Genomic DNA, 25,575 nt, shown 5'->3' with positions numbered 1-25,575 from the left:
CATTTGTGTCGGTAACATGACATTTTCGCGCAAAAATACTTACAGAATCACATTTTGCATGGGGATGGAGTGTGCAAAAAATAAGCGAACGAACTCACGAAAACGATTAAATGAAGAGATTTGGTATGTTAATTCGAGCGACAGATTTTACTTAAATTTTGAATACTAAGGTTGCATAGCATCGCTTTGATGAAAATGTATCCAATCGTAACAAAGCGAGGTCATTAAAATTTGTCAGATACCTTGTGGTTGCTAGCCTCGCTAAAAATAAATGGGATGGTGTTTTGTTAACGATTGCAGGGCTATTTATGTTGAGTTTTGATAAATGCAATGTTGCTGTTTGTGAGTAATAAGTTTTCATTTTATGTTAATCATTGGTGACTTTATAGTGAAAAATAACAAGGTTATTTTACTGGTTGCATATTGATTTTTGCTTGTCGAGGCTGCATTATCCGCCCGTCAAAAAATACGCTGGTACGTAAAATGGATGCATGAAGCGACGTTTACGATTCTAGATTGCGAAATAAACATTATTCAAAAAGCTAAGCAGACTTTGACACTTAGCATGCAATCTGGTGGATGGCTTGGAAGCAAAGACTGGCGCAACTCACTTTGAGGTACACATGACAGACTTAATCAATTTGATGAACGACCTCCTTTGGGGCTCGATTCTTGTTTATCTTCTTGTTGGTGTAGGAATCTACTTCACCGTTCGATTGGGATTCATTCAATTCCGCCATTTCGGCCACATGTTCTCTGTTCTAAAGAACAGTCGTAAAGCAGACAAAGCTGGTATCTCTTCTTTCCAAGCGCTTTGTACTAGTCTTGCTGCACGTGTTGGTACGGGGAACATGGCGGGTGTTGCAGTTGCACTGACTGCGGGTGGCCCTGGTGCAATCTTCTGGATGTGGTTGATTGCGATGCTTGGTATGGCGACGTCGTTTGCAGAAAGCACACTGGCACAGCTATACAAAACCAAAGATGATGATGGCAACTACCGCGGTGGTCCTGCTTACTACATGGAAAAAGGCTTGGGCATGCGCTGGATGGGCGTGTTGTTCTCAATTTTCCTAATCATCGCTTTTGGTTTGGTATTTAATGCCGTTCAAGCAAACTCTATCGCGAATGCAATGAGCAATGCATTTGGTTGGGATGACCTTTACGTAGGTATCGCAGTTGTTGCTTTGTCCGCTATCGTTATTTTTGGTGGTATTAAGCGTATCGCGAAAGTTGCTGAGTTAGTTGTTCCTGTAATGGCTCTGGCTTACCTCGTTCTTGCGATGTTCGTGATGCTTTCTAACTTAGAGAAACTACCAGACGTTCTAATGCTTATCTTCAAGAGTGCATTCGGCCTGCAAGAAGCAGCAGCTGGTGGTCTTGGTTATGCCATCGCACAGGCGATGATCAACGGCATCAAGCGTGGTCTATTCTCGAACGAAGCGGGTATGGGTTCTGCACCAAACGCGGCTGCATCAGCAACGCCTTATCCACCACACCCAGCATCTCAAGGTTACGTACAAATGCTAGGCGTGTTCATGGATACGATCGTTATCTGTTCGGCGACAGTTGCTATCATCCTAATGTCAGGTGAGTACGTAGGCCAAGCAACAGAAGTGACCGGTATTGAGCTAACTCAGCGTGCATTGAGCTCGCAAGTGGGTGATTGGGGGGGCATCTTTGTTGCGGTTGCGATCTTCTTCTTCGCATTTACCTCAATCATTGCTAACTACTCATACGCTGAAACAAACCTTATCTTCCTAGAGCACAACCATAAAGCGGGTCTAGGCATCTTCCGTATCGTTGTACTAGGTATGGTTATGTTTGGTGCGTTAGCTTCTCTGCCTGTGGTTTGGTCGCTTGCTGACGTCTCTATGGGTCTGATGGCGATTGTGAACTTGGTTGCGATCATCTTGCTATCTGGCATCGTGATTAAACTGGCGAAAGACTACAACCGCCAGCTGAGCGAAGGTAAAGTGCCAACGTTTGATCCGAATGACTTCCCTGAGCTGAAATCTCAGCTAGAGGAAGGTATTTGGGACAACAACAAGAAGGCAGACTAAGTCGCTTAATCATTGTTGAAAGCTATCAACACGATTCAAAAAGCCATGCAGACAATGCATGGCTTTTTTTGTACCCTAATGGAAAACAAAATTAGGGAAGTTAAAGTCATGCTTATCGTCGTTTCTCCAGCTAAAACGCTTGATTACGAGTCTCCACTTGCAACCGAGAAGTTTACTCAACCAGACTTGGTTAGCTATTCAAAAGAGCTGATCGAGGTATGCCGTAAATTAACACCTGCCGATGTTTCATCACTGATGAAAGTGAGCGACAAAATCGCTGATTTGAACGTTGGTCGTTTCCAAGAGTGGAGTGAAACCTTCACTACCGACAACGCGCGCCAAGCGATTCTTGCGTTTAAAGGTGATGTGTACACTGGTCTTGAAGCGGAAACTCTTTCAGATACCGATTTCGATTACGCTCAAGGTCATCTACGTATGCTGTCTGGCCTTTACGGTCTGCTTAAGCCGCTTGATTTGATGCAGCCATACCGTCTTGAGATGGGCACTAAGCTAGCAAACGAAAAGGGCACTAACCTCTACCAGTTCTGGGGTAATGTCATTACCGATAAGCTGAATGAAGCGATTGCTGCGCAAGGCGACAACGTGCTGATCAATCTTGCATCGAACGAATACTTCAAAGCGGTGAAGCCAAAGAACTTGGATGCTCAAGTGATCACACCAATCTTCAAAGATTGTAAGAATGGTCAATACAAGGTGATCAGCTTCTACGCGAAGAAAGCGCGCGGCATGATGGCGCGTTACATCATCGAAAACCGTATCGAAAGCGTTGCTGACCTCACTAAGTTTGATGTTGCGGGTTACTACTTCGTTGAAGAAGAGTCGACGCCAACTGACTTGGTGTTTAAACGCGAAGAGCAAAACTGATTGAAGTAAGTCAATCGCGAGTGGATGACTCAGCGAAATAAAGTACGCCAAAAAGCCGGATAGTTATCCGGCTTTTTTATGCCTATTCGATCTGATCTTAATCGAAGTTTTTACATAAAAAGTTTATATCTTAAAAAATAGTTGAGTAACAAGGGTTAAATTTGTATTTTAAATGCAACTTTAAAATAAAGGAGTTCTCCTATGTCAGACTTCAAGCTCACACACAAAAAAGCCTCTAAGTTATCGGAGTACATTGCACTGCGTATCACCAAGTTGCTGAAATTCACTCTGAATATCTTTTATGGCAAGAAATACGCGAAGCGAGCCGTGATTCTCGAAACGATCGCCGCTGTGCCGGGTATGGTGGCTGGGATGTTCAATCACCTGAAAGCGCTGCGCCGAATGAAAGACGATGAAGGCTGGATCCGAGAACTCCTCGATGAGGCCGAAAACGAGCGTATGCACCTAATGATTTTCCTCGACATTGCCAAACCAAGTTTGGTTGAGCGTTTATTGGTGTTGCTGGGACAAGGTGTTTTCATTGTTGTGTACAGCTTCATCTATCTGCTTTCTTCTAAAATTGCTCACCGTGTTGTGGGTTACTTCGAAGAAGAAGCGTGTAATAGCTACACTGAGTACCTAGAGAAAATTGATAGCGGGGAAGTGGAGAATGCACCAGCTCCGACTCTGGCGATTGACTACTACAAGCTGCCTGCTGATGCGATGCTAAGAGACGTGATTTTGCGTATTCGAGAAGATGAAGCGGGGCACCGTGATCGCAACCATGGCTTCGCTGATGCCTATGAAGATAAAACTCTTCCAGCTCATCAATTATAGATGAAAAACAAAAAGAGCCGCGATTGCGGCTCTTTTAGATTTGGAATCAATCAGACGTGATTACTTCTTCTTAGCGGTTTTCTTTTTCGCTACTTTCTTCTTGTCGTCTTTTTTCTTTTTCTTCTTAAACACTGGTTTTTTGTGTTTAGGGCGCATCTCTTTGATGAAACGCTCTTTGATGTCTTCTTTTACGTAACGTGCAACACGATCCATCATTGGCTGGTCGTGCGCTTCTACGATAGAGATAGCGTTACCTTTTTTACCTGCACGCGCGGTACGGCCAATACGGTGAAGGTATACGTCAGCTGTGCGAGGCATGTCGTAGTTGACAACGTGTGATACGTCTGGAAGGTCGATACCACGAGCAGCAACGTCAGTGGCAAGTAGTACGTTCACAGCACCTTCACGAAAGCGTGCAATGGCATTGTTACGACGATCTTGCGGCATTTCACCTTGGATCCATGAACAAGGAATTTGCGCACTTTCTAATTGGCCACGCAACTCAGCTAGACGCTCACGAGTCTTCAAGAACACAATTGTGCGTTCTGCTTGCTCTGTGATGATGTGTTTTAACAGTTCTAGCTTATGTTCTGCTGTGTCGGCACGGTGATACCACTGAGCAATTTTTTTGCGCTCACGCAATGGTGATTTTGCATCGATCTCTGCTGGCTCGTTAAGTAGGTCTGCTGTGAAGCCTTCTACGCCTTTGCCTTCTAGTGTTGCGGAGAACAGAAGGGTTTGCTTACGCCAGCGACATTCGTTTGATAGACGGTCTACCGTTGGTGCGAAGCCCATGTCTAGCATGCGGTCTGCTTCATCCAGCACTAACCATTCAATGGCACGACAGTCAAAGCGCTCTGCATCAATGTACTCACGTAGACGACCCGGTGTAGCTACGACGATGTCTTGCGTTGTTGCAAGAATATCGGCGTGCTCTTGGTACTGAACACCACCAGTGATGGTGAAGATATTCAATTTTGTGTTCTTTGCAAGCGCACGCGCTTGATCTGCAATTTGCATAGCAAGTTCACGTGTTGGCGTCAGGATCAGGATACGAGCAGGTCCAGGCTTGCGACGAGGGAAGTCTTGCAGGTATTGCAACGCAGGCAGTACGAATGCTGCCGTTTTACCTGTGCCAGTTGGTGCTGACGCTAGAATGTCACGACCATCCAACGCTTGTGGAATCGCCTCAGCCTGAATTTTAGTTGGGCGTTCGTAGCCCATCTCTTCGATGGCTTCAAGTAGGTTTGGGTCTAGATCAAGTTCAGCAAAGGTTCTGATCACAATGAGTTCTCCACAAGCAAAGCTTGGTTAATGGTTCGCCGCAGCAGCATAGAATATAAAAAGGTCGCACATTATAAAGTGATTGGTGACAAGGATCACATGTTATTTCACATCTTAAGATAAAACTCGTGAGTTAGACGGATAAATTCTTCGTCATAACCCTGATTTGAGTGGATGGTCAATTGTGATTCTTCGGTGTCGTAGACCTTTTTCGATAACTCAAATAGTACACGATGCACCGCTTTTTTCTGTGATGGTTGCACGTAGCATAGACGTGATACATACCAGCCTTGTGTTTTCGCCATGACAATAAACTGCTCACCTTCGGTGATTGGCAGAACAAAACTGGCTTTGCCGTCTTCTTCAAGTAAGTCATAGCAACACGCTAATAACGCGCGATGTTGCAATGTGTCGGTATGTCGGGCGGTGGCGCGCTGAGTCTGCTTTGATTGCTCACCATTATTGAAGTAGGGCGGATTACAAATGATGTGCTGAAAACGTTGCGTTGGTTCAAACGTTAATACATCGGTGTGCAAAACGGTTAATCGGTCAACCCAAGGTGAATGCGTAAAGTTGGTCTGGGCGGCTTCGACTGCGGTTGATTCGATGTCAACCGCGGTGATCATTGCGCCTGAAAAGCGTTGTGCGCACATTAGAGCCAACAGACCCGTACCAGTACCAATGTCCAGAATATTGCACTGCGATGGACACTTTGTCCAAGCGCCCAGCATCACGCCATCGGTACTGACAGGCATGCCACTTTCACCACCATCGATGGAAAATTGCTTAAACTTGAAGCCTTTAGTCTTGAATGTATCGCTCTTCATGATTGTTTTATATTTACTCAATAATAGAGTTAAATGCTCTATTGTTTCTAAATTGTATGGTTTGTTATCTTGTTGGTTATTAATTTGTATTGCTTTTTGATCGAGATAAAGAACTGGTCATAAATGTCAGTGTAGTGATATCCACTGCTTTTGAGTTTGCAAACTAAATTAATATGGTGTTTTTTTTCTTAAAGGTTGCCAAATGATGGGTCTTTCGTCATTATGCGGCGGAAAATTTATAGATTGAACCACAGATACTCATTTTATTTGGGTATACAAAAAGTGGTCGATGCATACACAACATTCATCAATTCAGAAAAAGGGTTATCTGTGAAGCAGACGTTAAAACTAACAGATATTATCGCAGTAGGCTTTATGCTATTTGCGTTCTTTTTGGGTGCTGGCAACATCATCTTTCCACCTCTAGCGGGTCAGCTAGCCGGTGATCATTTGATGCCAGCAATGTTTGGTTTCTTGCTAACAGCGGTAGGTCTACCTCTTATTACTATCGTTGCTATTGCTGTTGCAGGTGGTTCTTGGGATCATCTAACGCAAGACCTTCCTAAGAAAGCAGCAGTACTTATGGCTGCGCTTATCTTCATCATTATCGGTCCTGCATTTGCAGCGCCGCGTACTGGTCTCGTGGCTTACGAAATGGCAATCAAGCCTTTCTTCGTTGATGCGACACAAGCACACCTTACGTCATTCTCTATCCTGTTCTTTGCAGTAGCGATGCTATTTGCTTGGTTCCAAGGTCGTCTGATTGACTTGATCGGTAAAGTGTTAACGCCAGTTTTGTTCCTTGGCCTTATCGTACTTGCTATTGCGGTATTCGTTGATCCGCAAGGTGAGATGATGGGTGCGCATGGTGAGTACTTAACGCAGCCACTAACCAAAGGTTTCCTTGAAGGTTACAACACCATGGATACGTTCGCATCGTTGATGTTCGGTATGCTAATGGTGGATGCACTGCGCAGTAAAGGCATCACTGAGCGTGCTGCAACGACGAAATACCTAATTTGCGCAGGTTGTATTGCAGCAGCAGGTCTGGCGTTCGTATACATCTCATTGTTCTACCTAGGTGCGACGAGTGCAACTATCGCAGCTGGTGCAGACAACGGTGGTGCAGTACTAAGCCAATACGTTCAGGCACTATTTGGTCCTTACGGTCAGATTGTTCTTTCAATCATTGTATTATTGGCGTGTTTGACGACGGCGATCGGCCTTATCTCTGCATGTTCAGACTTCTTCAGCTCTAAGACGAAACTGACTTACAAGCAATGGGTTATCATTAACGGTGCCGCTTGTGCACTGATTGCGAACGTAGGTCTATCACAGCTGATTTCGTTGTCAGTTCCTGTATTGTTTGCGCTGTATCCAGTAGCAGTCGCATTGGTTGCGCTAACGTTTGTACGTAGCAAGCTACCAAACCCGCGAGTAGCATACCGCTCTGTGTTGCTAGTATCATTATTGTTTGCATTGATTGATGCAGCGAAAGTAGCAGGTCTAGACGTTTCAGCATTCAACATGCTACCACTGTTCGAAGTGGGCATGGGTTGGGTTCTACCAACGTTTGCAGCAATTGTTTGCATGTTCTTTGTTGCTAAATCTTCTCAACCTGAGTTGACTGAAGAAGCGGCATAACTGCTGACTCGCAAGATTAAAAAAGCCCGGTGAAGTGATTCACCGGGCTTTTTATTTGTCTGTCGTTTTATCAGGGTTTATGCGGACTTATAGCGTGTCGTGAAACTCAACCAACACTTGCTCACACCATTTCTCGATGCGTTCGTCACTCAATTCGTACTGGGAATCTTCATCTAATGCCAAGCCAACAAATTGACTACCATCTTCTGTTAAAGCTTTTGATGCCTCGAACTCATAACCTTCATTTGGCCAGTAGCCGATAAACTGCGCCCCCGTTGCTTTGAGTTCGTCATGAAGTAGGCCCATCGCATCAAGGTACCATTCGCCGTAGCCTTCTTGGTCACCCAAGCCAAACAGTGCAACTACTTTGTCTTTTAGAGGTGTGGTTGCAATGTCTTCCCAAATAGCACTCCAATCTTCTTGGATTTCACCGAAGTCCCAAGTAGAGATACCAATCAGCAATAAATCGTAGTCTGCCATCAGTGACAACGGTGTCTCTTTCACGTTGTGAATATCGACAAGGTCTGCGCCAATGATGTTGCGAATTTTCTCTGCTGCCATTTCGGTGTAGCAGGTTGTTGAGCCGTAATAGAGTCCGATTTTCATTATATTCGTCGTTTTTTGTGTTGCTGTTGTGGCAGATTCTAACCATAAATTGAAGAAGATTGCAGCGAATATCCCGAGGGAGATGATTTTTTATGGTATTGGCTTGGCTGTTGCCTTACTCTCAATACTGTAAATATAAACAGATAAGGACGCGTTCATGACGGCACAACAGCCTGTCAATCAACAAGATTTTGGTCTTGTTGAACAATTCTTAGATGCAATGTGGATGGAGCGTGGTTTATCAGAGAACACACTAGCTTCTTACCGAAATGACTTAATGAAGCTGCTCGTGTGGATGGAGCAACATCGCTACCGCCTCGATTTTATCAGCTTGTCAGGTTTGCAAGAGTACCAGAGTTACCTTGTTGATTTGGATTACAAACAAACGTCCCGCGCGCGTATGTTGTCGGCGATTCGTCGTTTATTTCAATACATTCATCGTGAAAAAGTACGCGCGGATGATCCAAGTGCGTTACTGGTAAGCCCAAAGCTGCCTCAACGCCTACCAAAAGACATCAGTGAAGAACAAGTGGATGCTTTGCTTGAAGCGCCAGATCCGAATGACCCAGTAGAACTACGTGATAAAGCCATGCTAGAGCTGCTCTATGCGACGGGGTTGCGTGTGACAGAGCTGGTCAGTCTGACAATGGAAAACGTCAGTTTGCGCCAAGGGGTAGTGCGCGTGACGGGTAAAGGTGGTAAAGAACGTCTTGTACCTATGGGGGAGAACGCCGTCGATTGGATTGAAACTTTTATCCAGCAAGGTCGGTCTGCTCTATTGGGAGAGACTACGTCAGATGTGGTATTCCCAAGTAAACGTGCCAGACAAATGACCCGTCAAACCTTCTGGCATCGTATCAAGTACTATGCTGTGATTGCGGGTATTGATACTGACCAATTGTCGCCACACGTTTTACGTCATGCATTTGCAACGCATTTATTGAACTATGGCGCAGATCTCAGGGTCGTACAGATGCTGTTGGGGCATAGTGACTTATCGACCACGCAAATTTATACTCACGTGGCGACTGAGCGATTGAAACAGATCCACAGTCAACACCACCCAAGAGCATAATGATGGTTTGGTTCATCCATTATCTCATTGGATGAAAGGATTTTATTTTAAGGTGAATTTAATGAGCGTATTACGCCGACTAACTCTGCTGACTTTACCGTTTTTCGTTGCCGCTTGTGGTGCTGAAGAAAGTCAGGCAAAAACGGAAACTCCTGCACAACAAGTCGCGCCAGCGGCAAAACAGAACTTTGATGAAGCAGCGCTAAAAGCGAAGTTTTCTAAGTTGGGTGTGTCTATTCTTGATATCCAACCATCAGACGTTGCTGGTCTTTTAGAAATTCAAACCAATGGTGGTGTGCTGTTCGCATCAAACGATGGTAACCACTTTATTGCCGGTACACTTTACGCCATCGATGATAACGGCGGTTACAAAGACGTAATTGCTGAACGTCAAGCACCTCTGAATGCAGCAAAAATCGCGAAGTTCTCTGACAGCGTGATCGAATATAAAGCGGACAACGAGAAATACGTTGTGACGGTATTCACTGACATCACTTGTGGTTACTGCGTGCGCCTACATAGCCAAATGCAAGGTTACAATGACCTAGGCATTACGGTTCGCTACATGGCTTACCCTCGTCAAGGTGCAACAGGTCCAGTTGCTGAACAGATGGCGACAATTTGGTGTGCAGAAGATCCGAAATCAGCAATGCACAACGCAAAAGTAGATCGCACGTTTGATAATCCAGCGAAAGATCTTAAGCAGTGTAAAGAGACAATCCAAGCGCATTACAACCTAGGTCGTGAGCTTGGTATTTCTGGTACACCAGCAATCTTCCTACCAAACGGTGAGCTAGTAGGTGGTTACCTTCCACCGGCAGATCTGCTAAAACGTTTAGAGCAACAATAATCCTTTAAGGAGCAGAGCCAGTGATATTCGCTGGCTCTTTTCAAACATGATAGAAATTCAACGACGTCCCGAACCGGATCTTTCTCTTCTTCCCGATTCTATTCCTGCCATTCTTAAGCGTATTTACATCAACCGTGGTATTACGGATGTAGCACAGCTAGAGACCTCTGCGCGTGGCTTGCACTCTTACCAACAACTTGGCGGCATTGATAAAGCGGTCGAGCTCTTATTCCAAGCGATCGATGAGAAAAAACGCATTATTGTCGTAGGCGACTTTGACGCTGATGGCGCAACCAGCTCGGCTCTGTCTGTTCTCGCATTGCGTATGCTTGGCAGTAATAATGTCGATTACCTAGTGCCAAACCGCTTTGAAGATGGCTACGGCCTCAGTCCGGAAGTTGTGGACCAAGCGTTAGAGCTTGGTGCTGAGATGATCATGACGGTAGACAACGGTGTCTCGTCGATTGAAGGTGTCCGCTACGCCAAAGAAAACGGCATTACTGTACTGGTGACTGACCACCACTTACCGGGCCAAGTGCTACCGGATGTGGATGCTATGGTGAACCCGAACCTCGACAGTTGTGCTTTCCCATCGAAAGCGTTGGCGGGGGTTGGCGTTGCTTTCTATCTGATGATGGCGCTGTGTGTGCACATGCGCAAACAAAATTGGTTCGCGCAGCAAGGCATGCAAGAGCCTAAATTGATGGAACTGATTGACCTTGTTGCACTTGGTACGGTCGCCGACGTTGTTCCACTCGATGAGAACAACCGCATTCTTGTACACCAAGGTTTGCAGCGCATCCGTGCAGGTAAAGCGCGTCCGGGGATTCAAGCGTTGATCGAAGTCGCGAAGCGTGATGCTCGTCGTTTAGTCGCATCAGACTTTGGTTTTGCTTTAGGTCCACGCATTAACGCCGCAGGTCGCCTTGATGACATGTCTTTCGGTGTAGAACTGCTGATGTGTAACAACATCCATGCTGCTCGTCGCATGGCGAGTGAGTTGGACGGTTTGAACCAAACTCGCAAAGAGATTGAGGAAGGCATGAAGCAAGAAGCGATGGCTTTTTGTGAGCGTCTTCAGTTTGGTGAAAACAGTGAACTGCCTTACGGTTTAGCTTTATTCCAACGTGATTGGCACCAAGGTGTGATTGGTATTCTGGCTTCACGTATTAAAGAGAAGTTCCACCGTCCTGTTATTGCTTTTGCTGATGGCGGAGAAGGGACGATCAAAGGTTCTTGTCGTTCGATTCCTGGCTTACACATGCGTGATGCGTTGGACTTTATCGATACGCAAAACCCAGGTTTGATCATCAAATTTGGTGGTCACGCGATGGCGGCAGGTTTAACCATCAAAGAGCAAGACTTTGAGCGTTTTTGTCGTCTATTCGATGATGTTGTGAAAAAAGAACTTGATGAAGCGGCGCTAAAAGGCGTGATCATGTCTGATGGTGAGCTCAAGCCAGAAGAATTTTCTATGCACATTGCGGAGCAACTGCGCTCAGGTGGTCCATTTGGTCAGGCTTTCCCGGAACCTATCTTTGATGGCGAGTTTAAAGTATTACATCAAAAGCTGGTGGGAGAAAAACACCTTAAGCTAATGTTAGAGCCACTGCATAAAGGTCACCCAACTAATGTGATGATCGATGGTATTGCCTTCAACGTTGATTTGCGTCGTTGGCCAGATGCCTCGGTCAAAACGGTACGTCTCGCGTATAAGTTGGATGTGAATGAGTTTCGTGGTAATCAATCGTTGCAATTGATGATTGACTACATCGAAGCCAAGTAAAGTCAGGTTTTACACTTTATATAGAGTACGGTCGCCTTTAAGTGGGGCAAAAATTTTATGACCGTGCTCTCTCTAATTGCAATCTGATTTCCCAGCCGAAATTTTCCTGTATCTCCGTCACATTTTTGAGTAGAATTTCTCGGTTAAATTCTATTCTAAAATGTTGAGCAAACATGTTTGAAATCAATCCAATTAAAAACCGTCTTCAGGACGTGTCTGAGCGCACGAATGTCCTGAGGGGGTATCTTTGACTATGACGCAAAGAAAGAGCGTCTAGAAGAAGTCAACGCAGAACTTGAACAACCAGATGTATGGAACGAGCCAGAGCGTGCGCAAGCACTAGGTAAAGAACGTGCATCTCTAGAAGCGGTTGTTGAAACTATCGTTCAACTAGAACAAGGTGTAGAAGACGTTGATGGTCTTCTAGAGCTTGCGGTTGAAGAAGAAGATCAAGAAACGTTTGACGAAATCGAACCAGAACTTGCTGAGTTGGAACAGAAGCTAGAACAGCTTGAATTCCGTCGTATGTTCTCTGGCGACCACGACAGCTCTGATTGCTACATTGACTTGCAAGCAGGCTCAGGTGGTACCGAGGCACAAGACTGGACCAACATGATGCTACGTATGTACCTGCGTTGGGCTGAAGCAAAAGGCTTCAAGGCAGAGGTTATCGAAGTATCTGAAGGTGAAGTTGCCGGCCTTAAAGGCGCGACAGTTAAGATTTCTGGTGAGTACGCTTACGGTTGGCTACGTACGGAAACAGGTGTTCACCGCCTAGTACGTAAATCGCCATTCGATTCAGGCGGCCGTCGTCATACGTCATTTGCTTCTGCGTTCATCTACCCTGAGATTGATGAAAACATTGCTATCGACATTAACCCTTCTGACCTACGTATCGATGTTTACCGAGCGTCAGGTGCAGGTGGTCAGCACGTCAACACGACTGAATCTGCGGTACGTATTACACACGTTCCAACGAACACCGTTGTGCAATGTCAGAATGACCGTTCTCAACATAAGAACAAAGATCAGGCAATGAAACAGCTTCGAGCGAAGCTATTTGAGCTTGAATTGCAAAAGCAAAACGCGGAAAAACAAGCTAATGAAGACGCTAAGTCTGACATTGGCTGGGGTAGCCAGATCCGTTCTTACGTATTGGATGACTCACGCATTAAAGACCTCCGTACGGGCGTTGAAAACCGTAATACACAAGCGGTTCTTGATGGCGATCTGGACAAATTTATTGAAGCTAGCCTGAAATCAGGTCTATAAAGCTTTTCACCGACAAAAAACAGGATACATCGAAAATGACTGATGCTGTTCAAAACGAAACTGTACAAGAAGCCTCTGCACAAGAAGAGAACAAGCTAATTGCTGAACGCCGCGCTAAACTGGATGCAATCCGAAAGAGCTGCAAAGCGAACGGCCATCCAAACGACTTCCGTCGTGACGCACTAGCGGGCGACCTTCAGAAAGAGTTCGGTGAAAAGACGAAGGAAGAGCTAGAAGAGCTTAACCACGTAGTAGCAATCGCTGGTCGTATCATGGCTAAACGTGGTCCATTCTTGGTAATCCAAGAGACTTCTGGCCGTATCCAAGCTTACGCTGACAAAGCGGTACAAAAAGTACTGAAAGACCAATACCAAGGCCTAGATATCGGTGACATCATCGGTGTGAAAGGTGCACTTCACAAGTCTGGTAAAGGCGACCTATACGTGAACATGGAAGAGTACGAGTTGCTAACCAAAGCACTACGTCCACTTCCAGAGAAGTTCCACGGTCTAACTGACCAAGAGATGCGTTACCGTCAACGTTACGTTGACCTAATCGTTAACGAAGATTCTCGTCAAGCGTTCGTAGTACGTTCTAAAGTAATGTCTGCAATCCGTAACTTCATGATCTCTAAACAGTTCATGGAAGTTGAAACGCCAATGATGCACGTTATCCCTGGCGGTGCGAGTGCGCGTCCATTCATCACGCACCACAACGCACTAGACATGCCAATGTACCTACGTATTGCGCCAGAGCTATACCTGAAGCGTCTAGTCGTTGGTGGTTTCGATCGCGTATTTGAAATCAACCGTAACTTCCGTAACGAAGGTCTTTCTCCACGTCACAACCCTGAATTCACAATGATGGAATTCTACATGGCGTACGCGGACTACAAAGATCTGATGGACCTAACTGAAGAACTACTAAGCTCTATCGCACTAGAAGTTCTAGGTTCAACATCAATGCCTTACGGTGAAGATACAGTAGAGTTCGGTGGCACTTACACTCGCATGAGCATGTTCGAAGCAATCAAGCACTACAACCCAGACCACGCGCAAATCCAAGCGCTAACAGAAGAAGACATTCAAAACCGTGACCTAATGGTTTCTATCGCGAAATCTGTTCACGTTGAAGTAGAACCTTTCTGGACATGTGGTCAGCTTCTTGAAGAGATCTTTGGTGAAACAGCAGAACCTAAGCTAATGCAGCCTACGTTCATCACTGGCTACCCAGCAGATATCTCTCCATTGGCTCGTCGCAGCGATGACAACCCATTCTTCACAGACCGCTTTGAATTCTTCATCGGCGGCCGTGAAGTTGCGAACGGCTTCTCAGAGCTTAACGATGCAGAAGACCAAGATGCGCGCTTTAAAGCACAGGTTGAAGCGAAAGAATCTGGTGACGATGAAGCAATGTTCTACGATGCAGACTACATTACTGCTCTAGAGCACGGCCTACCGCCAACAGCAGGTCAAGGTATCGGTATCGACCGTCTAGTTATGCTATTGACTAACACGCACACAATTCGTGACGTGATCCTATTCCCAGCGATGCGCCCACAAGCGTAATCTCCTCGCTGAGCCATAAAAAACCACCTTCGGGTGGTTTTTTTGTATCTTTAATTTGAACAAATTCAACTATTTGCATTTAAGTATGGATAGGTGAGGGAAATAAGTATTCGCCAAATCTCAATCTGTTGCATAGTCTTAATATTGAGACAGACTTCGTCAGGCGTAGTCTCGATAATGTTACCCGTTCGCAAAGATGGGTTTGTGGCGCGAAATTTCTATCAACAAGCAATAAGGGTTAGAGAATGGCTGGGCAGTTTAAGATGGATTCCATTCCGGGATCGCTAGTCGTAGTTGGCGGTACTTATGAACCTTGGTTATCAGTACTAGAACAAGTGGGATGGAAGTGTCATCAAGTCGGTGACTTACGTAAAGCCAACACATTGTTAGAAGATATTGGACCATGCATCGGTATAGTTGACCTCAGCCATGATGAGTTCAGTCTTAACGGTTTGGCAAACTTAGTAAGTTCTCATAAACACGTTCGTTGGTTGGCGTTTATTCGTGAATCTCAACTTGGAACTGATACCATCTGTCAGTTCATCGTGAACTTCTGTATCGACTTCTTTACTGCGCCAATCCCAGATGCGCAGCTACTCAGCACCATTGGTCACCAATTGGGTATGCTGAAACTAGAGAAGAAAGTATGGCCGAGCTTCGGTAACAGCCTAGATATGGGGCTGATTGGCGAATCTATCCCAATGAAACGCCTGCGTGACCAAGTAAAGCGTATCGGTCCAACGGATGTGAGTATCCTTATTTACGGTGAAAGTGGTACTGGTAAAGAGGCTGTCGCTCGTGCAATTCACAAAGTGTCGTCACGTTCACACAAGCCGTTCCTATCGATTAACTGCCGTGCGCTCAATGAGCAACGTTTCCAAGCAGAAGTATTTGGTATTGATGCAGAAGAAGAGATGGGACCAAGCCTACTAGAGCAAGCGGATGGCGGTACGGTTCTTTTCAATGACATCCTAACCATTTCAAAAGAGCAGCAGATGAACCTGCTACGCTTCCTGCAAGAAGGCACGATTGAAACTCGTGATGGTGCGAAGAACGTTAATGTTCGTGTTCTTGCTGCTAACTCTTCAGACGTTGAAAAAGCGCTGATTGATGGTGACTTTAACGAAGAGCTTTACCATTACATCAATGTACTGCGCATCAACGTACCGAGCTTAAAAGAAAGAGCAAGCGACATCGGCATGCTGGCACGTTTCTATCTTCAAGAGTTTTCGAAAGAGTACAACTCGCAAGCCAAGAGCTTCTCTGAAGACGCTCTGAAATCGCTGACTCGTTACTTCTGGCCAGGCAACGTACGAGAGTTGATGAACCAAGTGAAACGTGCGGTTTTGATGTCTGATAGCGTATTGATTGAAGAGCATCATTTAGATCTTCCTCAACGAAATGACTCGAAACGTAGCTTGAAGTCTATTCGTGAGAAGAGTGAACGAGATGCGTTGCTGGTGGTATTAGAGTCGCACTCTGGTCAGGTATCTAATGCAGCAAAAGAGCTTGGTGTATCACGTGCAACCATGTATAGACTGTTGAATAAGCACAATTTGATTTCAGATCAAACGGTTTAATCGATAACAAACTTAATAGAAAGGGAGTGCAGATGCGCTCCTTTTTTGTACGTAACATTCTGATATTTATAAAATTCGAGTTTTTATATATTCCTTAGTTGAATATGTTATTCAAAAAACCATATGCAACCTTATTTTAGGCTAATGGTTTGTTTTTAATCGAAAGGATAAAAATTGTTTGATAAATATCCTCTGTTGCTTACAATTTAGCCGTAACTCAAAGAGTTATACCACATCAATCACGGATTAATTTTTAGCTAGGAGGCGCAAGATGAAACATTACGTTGTTAACACCACTGCTTGCGCTGATCGTATGTCTGATGCTCGCTCAACCTTTGAAGCGATCAAACAAGATACTACTGGCTCATTAGATTAAATTAATCCGTAACCTACCTCTTATTACTAGGCTGCGGAAAAGTAGCGGCTTAGCCTCAACAGAGTCTTTCTGTTTAATTAGCCCACTATTTTTCCCTGTCGATTATCTATCGCTATTTGGAGAAAAATTATGCGTCACTCTATCTATTTGAAACTGGCCACCGTGCTTTTAAAAGCCGATCTCAAACGTGAAGAAAAGCAATGGCAACGTATGGTCCGCCGTAATGCTCATCAAATCCCTTGGACAAATGAGCACTTGTTAAAAGATATTGGCTTAGATAAAGAAGGTCGTTCAAACCATGTCAGTGTGCCTGATGCTGTCAAAGTTGAACGCCGAGTTCGTCATCTACGTCGTGTTTTAACTGCGCGAATACCAACGTAATCAATAACCCAAGTAGAGCTCTCAATTATATCTATTCGGTTCAACTTGGGTTTAATTCGCCAATGCAAAGAGGCTGACCATTGTGGTCAGCCTCTTTGTTTTTAGTCTATTGGGAAGTGAAATACTATGGGCATGGGTTCGAGTAAGTCGTACCAATCGCTTGGATATCATTTAGCAACGCTTCACTTAGGTGAACATCGATACTGTCGATATTGGATTTGAGCTGTTCTAGGTTAGTAGCGCCAATGATATTTGAACCCACAAACGGGCGCTGATTGACGAAGGCAAGCGCCATTTGCGCAGGATCTAATCCATGGTCTCTCGCTAGGTTGACGTATGCTTCTGTCGCTTTAACACCTTGTGGTGTGAAGTAGCGAGCGAAGCGTTCCCAAACCGTGCAACGCGCACCTTCTGGTTTTGCTCCGTTGAGGTATTTACCGCTCAAACAACCAAATGCTAGTGGTGAATAAGCCAGTAGCTGAACGCCTTCGTAGTGGCTGATTTCAGACAAACCAACTTCGAAACTGCGATTAAGTAAGTTATATGGATTTTGGATTGAAACGATTCTTGGTAAGTCATGCTTTTCTGCCAAACGCAGCAGTGACATCACCCCCCACGGCGTTTCATTCGATACGCCGATATAACGCACTTTCCCAGCCTTAACTAGTTCAGTGAGCGCTTCCAACGTTTCAATCAGCGTGACTTCTTCTTGTTTGTCTGGGTAAGGATAGTTGAGTTGACCAAAGCAATTGGTTTGACGTTGCGGCCAGTGCAGCTGGTACAGATCAATATAATCGGTTTGTAGGCGTTTAAGGCTGTCATCAATCGCAGTATGAATATGGCGACGGTTAAGGCTCATGTTTTCACGAATGTATGGGACGTTGCGCGGACCAGCTACTTTAGTTGCTAAAACCACTTTCTCACGTTTACCACTTTTCGCTAACCAATTGCCAATGTACTGCTCGGTGAGTCCTTGTGTCTCTGCTTTCGGTGGTACGGGATACATCTCGGCAGTATCGATGAAGTTCACCCCATGATCGAGGGCAAAGTCGAGCTGTTGAAAAGCTTCTTGTTCGGTATTTTGCTCACCAAACGTCATAGTGCCAAGGCAGATCTTACTGATCTCGAGTGATGAGTGCGGTAGTTTTGTATATTGCATTTCACATCCTTGAAGAGTTACCGACTGAATAAGTCATTCCAATATAGGGGATTTTTAGTTGCTGTCGCAAATGATTTAAGTTTCGCGATGTAGTTAACTCGAAAGTTATCAATACGGTAACTAGACTTAAAGGATCTTGTAAAGGAGGTGCAATATGCAGAAGCATCAACTCGACATGTGGTTGCATGGCTATCACAAAGACTCCTATAAAACGCCTAAGGTCTTTGTGATTGGTTGTTCTGATGTCTCTGATTACCTATTAGCAGTGGAGTACAAACACCAACTTGAACCGATCAAAGACGGTGAAGATCCGATTCATTTCGGCTCATTGGATCTGGTGAAAGAAGAACTGCTGAGGTTGGGGATAGATAAAGCTTATTTGAGGCTGCACAATGCTTACGATGAGTTTGGCAGTGAAGGTACAGCCTCGTACTGTGATATTGAGTTGTCACTCGTGACGCACTGATCATTCTGATTGGGCGTTGATGTAGTGCTTCAATAATATCTGTTCGGTGAATTGTGTCCTAAGGTAGAAACCACGGGGCAGGGTTTTTATCGGTTTACCATTTGAGCTGTAAGCTTCAGTTAGTGCTTTTGCGTTTGCTGCTTTAGGTCGCAAGTGAAGCGCTTCTCCATGTCTGGCGGAAATTTGATCAAACTTACCCAACACGATCAATTCCATCAGTTCTTCCCAATCATTTTTTAGAATTAACTCTTCTTCTTGATCGGGTGACCATATCAATGGGCTACCAACTCTTCGCTCTGCCAAAGGAATCTCGCGCTCGCCCTCTACAGGTACCCACAGTACTCGTGACAGTTTGTTGCGAACGTGACTGGTTTCCCACGTGAGTCCCTGAACCCCAGTCAATGGAGCGACAGAGACAAACGTTGTCTCTAGTGGTCGACCTGAATAACTGATCGGAATGCTTTTTAGTTCGATCCCAAGCTTGGCAAAGTCTTGTTGCGGTTTGCTTCCTGCTGGCGCACCTAAATGCCATTCCAGTAATTGCCCAACCCAGCCTTTATCGCGTTTTAAGTTTTCAGGAACAGCCATTCCTGCCTCTTCGGCAAGCTCTGTAAAGCTTAAGCCCGCAATATCATGTGCGCGCTCCATCAGTTCAGCTTCGGATTGTGGTTCTGGTTTCATAACGGCAATGTGATGAGGGAAAACGTTAGTCTACCAAATTTCATCAAAATCGACTGTCCAAGATTTCACCGAGCTGGATTAAGAATGATCAATTCATAACTTATCCACAGATTAGAAAGCCACCAATAGGATCTCCATGTAGGCTGGATGAATAAACAGGGGTTTAAAGATGGATTGAGACTTGATTTTATTGAGATGTCATGAAGTCCTACCTGTTCAATGTGGATAAATAACCGATTGAGCGATCTTTGACCGATCTGTATTTGGTGAAAAGATCATCAGGAAAATAAAGATCGTTAAATCGCCATTTTTGGGTTTATGTTTTTATAATCAATATCTTATGTTTGTTTTGTTTGTGGTTGGAAAATATTGCTTGTAATGGTTTTGAACAAAAATCTTTATTGATAATGATTTCTTCACAAAGTTATTCACAGAAAAGGTGAATAAATGTGGGCTATGTCTCAATCTTGTGTTGATAAAATAATGTCTGTCTAAAAGATATCCAAAAAAGGCCAAAAGGTAATAAATCTTGCTCATATCACATCAGTAAGTTTGCTAGTAATGGGGATATGTGGAAAAATCACGGTAATAAAAAATTATTCATAGAGGTTAGCCGGTGATAGATGGCGATGGTTACCGACTTAATGTTGGTATTGTGATCTGTAATAACCATGGTCAGGTCTTCTGGGCTAAACGATACGGGCAACACTCATGGCAATTTCCACAAGGTGGGATTGACGAAGGTGAAACACCTGAACAAGCCATGTTCAGGGAGTTATATGAAGAAGTCGGTCTGACGAAAAAAGACGTTAAGATCATCGCAACAAGTCGTCATTGGTTAAGATATAAGCTACCAAAGCGATTGGTGCGTTGGGACTCCAAGCCTGTTTGTATCGGCCAAAAACAGAAATGGTTTCTGCTGCGATTAGAATGCGATGAATCCCGCATCAATATGCAGCGTGGGAAATCCCCTGAATTTGATGGTTGGCGCTGGGTAAGCTACTGGTATCCAGTTAGGCAAGTTGTTTCTTTCAAGCGAGACGTTTATCGTCGTGCGATGAAAGAGTTTGCATCTTTAGCCATGCCTTTTCGAGAGCGTAAGACGAAAGGGAAAAGAAAAAAGCAACGTAGATAGAGGATCAACATGCTCAGTCAGCTAAGGGAAATAGTTGAGAAAGTCTCCAGAGTCGATGATGTGCATCTGGCACTGGATATATTGGTTAAAGAGACTTGCGCAGCCCTATGCACTGAGTGTTGTACTATTTATCTAGCTAATGATGAAATGCAGCGCCTTGAGTTAATGGCAACTCAAGGCCTTATTTTTGAAGGCGATAGTATTCATATCAACTTCAACGAAGGCTTGGTCGGTTTAGTCAAACGCAGTGCGGAACCACTAAACTTAGCTGAGGCTTCAACCCATCCTGATTTTAAATTCTTCCCTCAACTCGGTGAGCAGGTTTACCACTCCTTTCTAGGTACGCCGATCATTCATCGTAAACAAGTGCTCGGTGTTCTGGTTATCCAGCAGAAAACCCCACGCTTGTTTAGTGAGATGGAAGAGTCTTTCCTTGTGACCTTATCTGCGCAGCTTGCTGTGTTGATTGCGCATGCGCAAAACTTAGGTCACTGGCAACTCGCCTCCAAGCCTACTGTTATCAAGGGGCTTCCAGCTTCGACTGGTGTCGCTATCGGCGAGTTCTGGTTTGATAATACTCAACCTAATTTAAGTGATGTTTTCCCTGCCTCTGCCTTAGATAAAGAAAGGGAACATGAACTTTTGGCGGTTGCTGTGGAAAGAGCGTTGAATGACTTTCGCCGTATGCGTAAGAAGTTTGACAGCGAAATCAATAAAGACGCGTTAGCTATTTTTGACCTCTTTACCCACTTACTCAACGATCCAATGTTGCGTGGTGATCTTAAGAAGCAGATCGAAAAAGGCGACCGAGCGGATTGGGCATTGCGACAAGTCGTCGAAACCTACTCAAACCGCTTCGCGCGTATGTCAGACGTTTATCTACGTGAACGTGCTCAAGACATTCGCGAGCTTGGGCAACGCTTGCTTTACTTTTTACATAATAGTGAGCAAGAGCATGCCTCGATTGATCGCCCAGTGATTTTAGTTGCCAATGAACTCACGGCGACGCTACTTGCTTCAATACCAAAACAGCACTTACTTGCCGTTGTTTCGCTGGAAGGTGCGGCGAACTCTCATGCTGCGATTCTATCTCGTGCGCTGGGTGTTCCTGCCATTATGGGCGCAAACATTAATACTCGCGCGGTAAACGGCAAGAAGGGCATTGTCGATGGCTACACTGGCGAGATCTATTTAGAACCGAACCGTCAATTGCTGCGTGAATATCGCAGCTTAGTGAGTGAAGAATCTGAATTGTTCGCGATGGTGAACAAAGATCTTGCACTACCTGCGATCACACAAGATGACCATCCGATTGAAGTCATGCTCAACGCGGGCTTGAGTGCGGATAGCAATATTGCCATCAACTCTGGTGTGGATGGCGTGGGTTTGTACCGTACTGAAATCGCTTTTTTACTTAAGCATCACTTTCCATCGGAAGATGAGCAGTATCATCAGTATCAAGCAATCCTCAATAGCTATCCAAATCAACGAGTCGTAATGCGTACGCTGGATATCGGTGGTGATAAACCGTTACCGTATCTTCCGATTGAAGAAGATAATCCGTTTTTGGGTTGGCGAGGTATTCGTTTTACGTTGGATCACCCTGATATCTTTTTGATCCAGTTGCGTGCGATGCTTAGGGCGAGTGCGGAAAGTGGTAATCTAAGCATCTTACTGCCGATGGTTTCTGGTATTAAAGAGCTGGATGATGCTATTACGCTGATTAACCAAGCTTACAGCGAAGTCGTGTTACTTGATGACCGTATTCAAGCGCCGAAGGTTGGGGTAATGATTGAAGTGCCATCAATGGTGTACTTATTGCCTGCGATAGCCCATCGTGTTGACTTCGTTTCTGTTGGTACTAACGATTTAACTCAATATTTGTTGGCGGTCGATCGGAACAATTCTCGTGTTGCTGATGTCTATGAATCCATGCACCCTGCGGTGTTGTTGGCGTTAAAACAAATTCATGATGTTTGCCACCAGTATCAAGTACCAGTGTGTATTTGTGGTGAGCTCGCAGGTGACCCATTTGGTGCGCTCTTATTGTTGGGCTTAGGTTACAACAGTTTAAGTATGAACACCTCAAACGTGGCTAAGGTGAAGTATTTGATTCGCCATAGCCAGCAAAAAGAATTAGAAAAACTCGTCGAAAAAGCCATGTCATGCTCTTATGGGCAAGAAATCCATCAAATGATGCATGATTTCTTTATTCAACAAGGTTTTGCCGGCTTTATTCGTGCAGGTAAGAAGTAGGTAATTGTGACCATCTCTTTATTTATATTATTGCTCGCGCTAGGCGCTTTCGTTGGCGTGATGGCAGGACTCTTAGGCATCGGAGGCGGGCTGATAGTTGTACCTGCGTTACTGTACCTTCTTCCTTTAGCTGGCATTTCTCCTGAAATGAGTATGCACATGGCACTTGCTACTTCCTTGGCGAGTATCATCGTAACCTCCGGTTCGTCGGCGATGAATCACCTTAAGCTGGGTAACGTCGATATGTTCGTCGTGAAATGGCTGATGCCTGGTGTGGTTATCGGTGGCTTTGTTGGCGCCAATATCGCCGAATGGATCCCTACACACTATTTACCGAAAGTCTTTGGTGTGATTGTGTTGTGTCTAGCGGTACAGATGTTTCGTTCAATTAAAACGAAAAGCGAGAAGCCCATGCCGAGTAGTCCGATCACTATGATGTACGGAACGGGAATTGGTGTGGTATCAAGTCTTGCGGGTATTGGCGGTGGTTCACTGTCGGTCCCTTTCTTGAACAAACATGGTATTGAAATGCGTAAAGCGGTTGGCTCCTCTTCGGTGTGCGGCTGCGTGATCGCCATCTCAGGCATGATTGGATTCATCTTACATGGCTACAAAGTAGAAGGATTACCTGACTACAGTGTGGGTTATGTTTACCTGCCAGCTTTGTTAGCAATAGCCATGACGTCGATGCTCACGACGAAAGTTGGCGCAAAACTGGCTTCTACCCTTCCAACTGCGGTATTGAAGAAAATATTTGCCGTATTCTTGATGTTTGTTGCAGCGACCATGCTGCTGTAAAGTCCACCTGTTTTATTAGTAATAAGAAGAGAATGAGTTATGTCTCAGGGATACTTTGAATTTCCCAATATTGATCCGGTTTTAGTCTCTATTGGTCCTGTTTCTGTTCGTTGGTACGGTTTGATGTACCTTGTCGGCTTCATGTTCGCACTTTGGCTGGCAAACCGCCGCGCAGATAAGCCGAGCAGTGGTTGGACACGTGAGCAAGTTTCTGACTTGTTGTTTGCGGGGTTCCTTGGGGTTGTGATTGGTGGTCGTGTTGGCTACGTGATTTTCTACAACTTCGATTTATTCTTAGCGGACCCTTTGTACCTATTTAAAGTTTGGACCGGCGGCATGTCGTTCCACGGTGGTTTAATGGGTGTGATTACTGCCATGTTCTGGTACGCGCACAAGAATGGTCGAACTTTCTTTGGCGTGGCAGACTTTGTGGCTCCGCTTGTACCATTTGGTCTTGGTATGGGCCGTATGGGTAACTTTATGAACAGTGAGCTTTGGGGCCGTGTGACAGACGTACCATGGGCGATTATCTTCCCGAATGGTGGACCGCTTCCACGTCACCCATCTCAGCTTTATGAGATGTTCCTAGAGGGGATCGTACTGTTCTTAATCTTGAACTGGTTTATTAAAAAGCCTCGTCCTTTGGGTGCTGTATCAGGGCTATTTTTAGCTGGATATGGTACATTCCGTTTCCTAGTTGAGTTTGTCCGTGAACCGGATGCACAGCTTGGTTTATTTGGTGGCTATATTTCGATGGGGCAAATCCTATCTTCACCAATGATCATTCTAGGTGTGCTTATGATGGTTTGGGCGTACAAACGTGGTCTTTACCAAGACAAAGTCCAAGCAGAAACGAAGTAAGGAATTGGTGTGAAACAGTATTTAGATTTGTGTCAGCGTATCGTTGACCAAGGCACTTGGGTTGAAAACGAACGCACAGGCAAACGCTGCCTAACAGTGATCAACGCAGACTTGAACTACGATGTTGCCAACAACCAATTCCCATTAGTAACGACACGTAAGAGCTTTTGGAAAGCGGCAGTTGCTGAGCTACTTGGTTATATCCGTGGCTACGACAACGCTGAAGACTTCCGTAAGTTAGGTACGAAAACATGGGATGCGAACGCAAACCTAAATGAAGCATGGCTGAACAACCCATTCCGCAAGGGTGAAGACGACATGGGACGTGTATACGGCGTTCAAGGTCGTTCATGGGCGAAGCCAGATGGCGGTCATATCGACCAGCTGCGTAAGATTGTGGATGATTTAACGCGCGGTGTTGATGACCGTGGTGAAATCCTAAACTTCTACAACCCTGGTGAGTTCCATATGGGGTGTTTGCGCCCATGTATGTACAGCCACCACTTCTCACTGTTAGGTGACACGCTGTACCTAAACAGCACGCAGCGCTCTTGTGACGTTCCGCTAGGTCTGAACTTCAATATGGTTCAAGTGTATGTGTTCTTGGCAATCATGGCGCAAATTACAGGTAAGAAACCTGGTCAGGCTTATCATAAGATTGTTAATGCACACATCTACGAAGATCAGCTTGCGCCAATGCGTGACATCCAGTTGAAGCGTGAACCTCTGAAAGCAGCAACCTTCCACATCAATCCAGAAATCAAATCTCTAGAAGATTTAGAAACATGGGTAACCCTAGATGACTTCTGGGTAGAAGGTTACGAGCACCACGATCCAATTCAGTACCCGTTCTCAGTTTAACGAGTATATTGAGTTTTCTAAGCCGCCTTTATGGGCGGCTTTTTTATGTCCGAAGGGTGGGGACTGGAGGGGACGGGCTTCGCCCTACAGAACGCTGCGCTTCGAGATGTGAGAGGGAATAAAAGATCCTCAACCCACTCGAGCCTCGCTCTTGAAGATGATGTTCACTCACTCTGAAATCAAACGGTCGTCGGGAATCTCTTTTACCACAGTTTACTGCGTGATTAAGAAATGAGAGCGCTCCGCTGTAGGTATCGAGAGTGGGGGCTTGGAAGCTTAGTGAAAGGAAGTTGAACTTAAAGAATTTTGGCAGGACTTGATGTCTTA

General features: G+C 45.1%; 22 protein-coding genes. 17 read left to right on the top strand and 5 right to left on the bottom strand.

Annotated elements, in window-relative coordinates; all coding sequences use genetic code 11:
• Nucleotides 1-623: 623 nt before the first annotated feature.
• The 3 genes from C1S74_RS08450 (at nt 624) to C1S74_RS08440 (ending at nt 3,782) form a co-directional block, all read left to right on the top strand.
• On the top strand, nt 624-2,060 hold the full coding sequence (locus tag C1S74_RS08450; protein ID WP_038876224.1) for an alanine/glycine:cation symporter family protein: 1,437 nt from the start codon (nt 624-626) through the stop codon (nt 2,058-2,060).
• A gap of 108 nt (nt 2,061-2,168) precedes the next feature.
• Complete coding sequence (yaaA, locus tag C1S74_RS08445) at nt 2,169-2,945, top strand: peroxide stress protein YaaA (RefSeq protein ID WP_038876225.1); 777 nt, start codon at nt 2,169-2,171, stop codon at nt 2,943-2,945.
• A 201-nt stretch (nt 2,946-3,146) separates the two neighbouring features.
• Nucleotides 3,147-3,782 (top strand): alternative oxidase, encoded by a 636-nt coding sequence (locus C1S74_RS08440; RefSeq protein ID WP_045400282.1) that lies wholly within the window; start codon nt 3,147-3,149, stop codon nt 3,780-3,782.
• A 60-nt stretch (nt 3,783-3,842) separates the two neighbouring features.
• On the opposite strand, the gene srmB is transcribed toward C1S74_RS08440, so the two are convergent.
• Nucleotides 3,843-5,066 (bottom strand): ATP-dependent RNA helicase SrmB, encoded by a 1,224-nt coding sequence (srmB, locus tag C1S74_RS08435; RefSeq protein WP_039977403.1) that lies wholly within the window; start codon nt 5,064-5,066, stop codon nt 3,843-3,845.
• Nucleotides 5,067-5,173: 107 nt separating this feature from the next.
• Nucleotides 5,174-5,893: a tRNA1(Val) (adenine(37)-N6)-methyltransferase gene (locus C1S74_RS08430; protein ID WP_045400279.1), complete on the bottom strand. Its 720-nt coding sequence runs from the start codon at nt 5,891-5,893 to the stop codon at nt 5,174-5,176.
• 330 nt (nt 5,894-6,223) lie between these two features.
• On the opposite strand from C1S74_RS08430, the gene brnQ reads away from it, so the two are divergent.
• Nucleotides 6,224-7,537 carry a branched-chain amino acid transport system II carrier protein gene (brnQ, locus tag C1S74_RS08425; RefSeq protein ID WP_038866441.1) on the top strand — a complete coding sequence of 438 codons (1,314 nt, stop codon included), beginning with the start codon at nt 6,224-6,226 and terminating at the stop codon, nt 7,535-7,537.
• A gap of 87 nt (nt 7,538-7,624) precedes the next feature.
• On the opposite strand, the gene fldB is transcribed toward brnQ, so the two are convergent.
• On the bottom strand, nt 7,625-8,143 hold the full coding sequence (gene fldB / locus C1S74_RS08420; RefSeq protein ID WP_045400276.1) for a flavodoxin FldB: 519 nt from the start codon (nt 8,141-8,143) through the stop codon (nt 7,625-7,627).
• Between the two features lie 157 nt (nt 8,144-8,300).
• On the opposite strand from fldB, the gene xerD reads away from it, so the two are divergent.
• The 7 genes from xerD (at nt 8,301) to C1S74_RS08385 (ending at nt 17,031) form a co-directional block, all read left to right on the top strand.
• The gene (gene xerD / locus C1S74_RS08415; RefSeq protein WP_038876233.1) at nt 8,301-9,218 is read left to right on the top strand and encodes a site-specific tyrosine recombinase XerD; all 918 of its coding nucleotides are present in this window, start codon (nt 8,301-8,303) and stop codon (nt 9,216-9,218) included.
• Nucleotides 9,219-9,279: 61 nt separating this feature from the next.
• Nucleotides 9,280-10,068 carry a bifunctional protein-disulfide isomerase/oxidoreductase DsbC gene (dsbC, locus tag C1S74_RS08410; protein WP_009707701.1) on the top strand — a complete coding sequence of 263 codons (789 nt, stop codon included), beginning with the start codon at nt 9,280-9,282 and terminating at the stop codon, nt 10,066-10,068.
• A gap of 46 nt (nt 10,069-10,114) precedes the next feature.
• Nucleotides 10,115-11,854 (top strand): single-stranded-DNA-specific exonuclease RecJ, encoded by a 1,740-nt coding sequence (recJ, locus tag C1S74_RS08405; RefSeq protein ID WP_045400274.1) that lies wholly within the window; start codon nt 10,115-10,117, stop codon nt 11,852-11,854.
• Between the two features lie 173 nt (nt 11,855-12,027).
• Nucleotides 12,028-13,126 (top strand): peptide chain release factor 2 gene (gene prfB, locus C1S74_RS08400; protein WP_096030938.1). Its coding sequence is split into 2 segments (ribosomal slippage): nt 12,028-12,102 and nt 12,104-13,126, totalling 1,098 coding nucleotides; the frame shifts between segments, so codons are not numbered across the junction.
• 35 nt (nt 13,127-13,161) lie between these two features.
• The gene (gene lysS, locus C1S74_RS08395; protein ID WP_045400271.1) at nt 13,162-14,694 is read left to right on the top strand and encodes a lysine--tRNA ligase; all 1,533 of its coding nucleotides are present in this window, start codon (nt 13,162-13,164) and stop codon (nt 14,692-14,694) included.
• A 245-nt stretch (nt 14,695-14,939) separates the two neighbouring features.
• Complete coding sequence (gene vpsR / locus C1S74_RS08390; protein WP_045400268.1) at nt 14,940-16,274, top strand: cyclic-di-GMP-binding transcriptional regulator VpsR; 1,335 nt, start codon at nt 14,940-14,942, stop codon at nt 16,272-16,274.
• A gap of 505 nt (nt 16,275-16,779) precedes the next feature.
• Nucleotides 16,780-17,031 carry a hypothetical protein gene (locus C1S74_RS08385; protein WP_038866374.1) on the top strand — a complete coding sequence of 84 codons (252 nt, stop codon included), beginning with the start codon at nt 16,780-16,782 and terminating at the stop codon, nt 17,029-17,031.
• A gap of 124 nt (nt 17,032-17,155) precedes the next feature.
• Here the strand turns inward: C1S74_RS08385 and C1S74_RS08380 are convergent, their stop codons facing one another.
• Nucleotides 17,156-18,190 carry an NADP(H)-dependent aldo-keto reductase gene (locus tag C1S74_RS08380; protein WP_045400266.1) on the bottom strand — a complete coding sequence of 345 codons (1,035 nt, stop codon included), beginning with the start codon at nt 18,188-18,190 and terminating at the stop codon, nt 17,156-17,158.
• A gap of 154 nt (nt 18,191-18,344) precedes the next feature.
• Here C1S74_RS08380 and C1S74_RS08375 point away from each other — a divergent pair, with 154 nt between their 5' ends.
• The gene (locus C1S74_RS08375) at nt 18,345-18,656 is read left to right on the top strand and encodes a DUF6482 family protein (RefSeq protein ID WP_038866376.1); all 312 of its coding nucleotides are present in this window, start codon (nt 18,345-18,347) and stop codon (nt 18,654-18,656) included.
• Here the strand turns inward: C1S74_RS08375 and mutH are convergent, their stop codons facing one another.
• Nucleotides 18,657-19,337, bottom strand: coding sequence for a DNA mismatch repair endonuclease MutH (mutH, locus tag C1S74_RS08370; protein WP_038876241.1), 681 nt, complete (start codon nt 19,335-19,337; stop codon nt 18,657-18,659).
• A 616-nt stretch (nt 19,338-19,953) separates the two neighbouring features.
• Between mutH and rppH the strand changes: the two genes are divergently transcribed.
• From rppH to C1S74_RS08340, 5 genes are read left to right on the top strand one after another with little or no spacing between them, the layout of a single operon-like run.
• Complete coding sequence (rppH, locus tag C1S74_RS08360; protein ID WP_005434895.1) at nt 19,954-20,472, top strand: RNA pyrophosphohydrolase; 519 nt, start codon at nt 19,954-19,956, stop codon at nt 20,470-20,472.
• Between the two features lie 9 nt (nt 20,473-20,481).
• Entirely contained in the window at nt 20,482-22,728 is a 2,247-nt protein-coding gene (gene ptsP / locus C1S74_RS08355; protein WP_045400262.1) for a phosphoenolpyruvate--protein phosphotransferase, read from the top strand.
• 6 nt (nt 22,729-22,734) lie between these two features.
• The gene (locus C1S74_RS08350; protein WP_045400260.1) at nt 22,735-23,526 is read left to right on the top strand and encodes a sulfite exporter TauE/SafE family protein; all 792 of its coding nucleotides are present in this window, start codon (nt 22,735-22,737) and stop codon (nt 23,524-23,526) included.
• 39 nt (nt 23,527-23,565) lie between these two features.
• Nucleotides 23,566-24,387, top strand: a complete 822-nt coding sequence (gene lgt / locus C1S74_RS08345; RefSeq protein ID WP_045400258.1) for a prolipoprotein diacylglyceryl transferase — start codon at nt 23,566-23,568, stop codon at nt 24,385-24,387.
• A gap of 9 nt (nt 24,388-24,396) precedes the next feature.
• Nucleotides 24,397-25,248: a thymidylate synthase gene (locus tag C1S74_RS08340; protein ID WP_045400257.1), complete on the top strand. Its 852-nt coding sequence runs from the start codon at nt 24,397-24,399 to the stop codon at nt 25,246-25,248.
• Nucleotides 25,249-25,575: the final 327 nt, after the last annotated feature.

This window comes from Vibrio hyugaensis, assembly GCF_002906655.1.
GTDB lineage: Bacteria > Pseudomonadota > Gammaproteobacteria > Enterobacterales > Vibrionaceae > Vibrio > Vibrio hyugaensis.
This window is presented reverse-complemented; position numbering and strand designations above follow the sequence as displayed.

Bases quoted from the DNA above. Each gene is read 5' to 3' on its own strand.
- C1S74_RS08450 (WP_038876224.1), top strand. From the start codon at position 624: ATGACAGACTTAATCAATTTGATGAACGACCTCCTTTGGGGCTCGATT.
- yaaA (WP_038876225.1), top strand. From the start codon at position 2,169: ATGCTTATCGTCGTTTCTCCAGCTAAAACGCTTGATTACGAGTCTCCA.
- C1S74_RS08440 (WP_045400282.1), top strand. From the start codon at position 3,147: ATGTCAGACTTCAAGCTCACACACAAAAAAGCCTCTAAGTTATCGGAG.
- C1S74_RS08430 (WP_045400279.1), bottom strand. From the start codon at position 5,893: ATGAAGAGCGATACATTCAAGACTAAAGGCTTCAAGTTTAAGCAATTT.
- fldB (WP_045400276.1), bottom strand. From the start codon at position 8,143: ATGAAAATCGGACTCTATTACGGCTCAACAACCTGCTACACCGAAATG.
- xerD (WP_038876233.1), top strand. From the start codon at position 8,301: ATGACGGCACAACAGCCTGTCAATCAACAAGATTTTGGTCTTGTTGAA.
- dsbC (WP_009707701.1), top strand. From the start codon at position 9,280: ATGAGCGTATTACGCCGACTAACTCTGCTGACTTTACCGTTTTTCGTT.
- recJ (WP_045400274.1), top strand. From the start codon at position 10,115: ATGATAGAAATTCAACGACGTCCCGAACCGGATCTTTCTCTTCTTCCC.
- lysS (WP_045400271.1), top strand. From the start codon at position 13,162: ATGACTGATGCTGTTCAAAACGAAACTGTACAAGAAGCCTCTGCACAA.
- vpsR (WP_045400268.1), top strand. From the start codon at position 14,940: ATGGCTGGGCAGTTTAAGATGGATTCCATTCCGGGATCGCTAGTCGTA.
- C1S74_RS08385 (WP_038866374.1), top strand. From the start codon at position 16,780: ATGCGTCACTCTATCTATTTGAAACTGGCCACCGTGCTTTTAAAAGCC.
- C1S74_RS08380 (WP_045400266.1), bottom strand. From the start codon at position 18,190: ATGCAATATACAAAACTACCGCACTCATCACTCGAGATCAGTAAGATC.
- C1S74_RS08375 (WP_038866376.1), top strand. From the start codon at position 18,345: ATGCAGAAGCATCAACTCGACATGTGGTTGCATGGCTATCACAAAGAC.
- mutH (WP_038876241.1), bottom strand. From the start codon at position 19,337: ATGAAACCAGAACCACAATCCGAAGCTGAACTGATGGAGCGCGCACAT.
- ptsP (WP_045400262.1), top strand. From the start codon at position 20,482: ATGCTCAGTCAGCTAAGGGAAATAGTTGAGAAAGTCTCCAGAGTCGAT.
- lgt (WP_045400258.1), top strand. From the start codon at position 23,566: ATGTCTCAGGGATACTTTGAATTTCCCAATATTGATCCGGTTTTAGTC.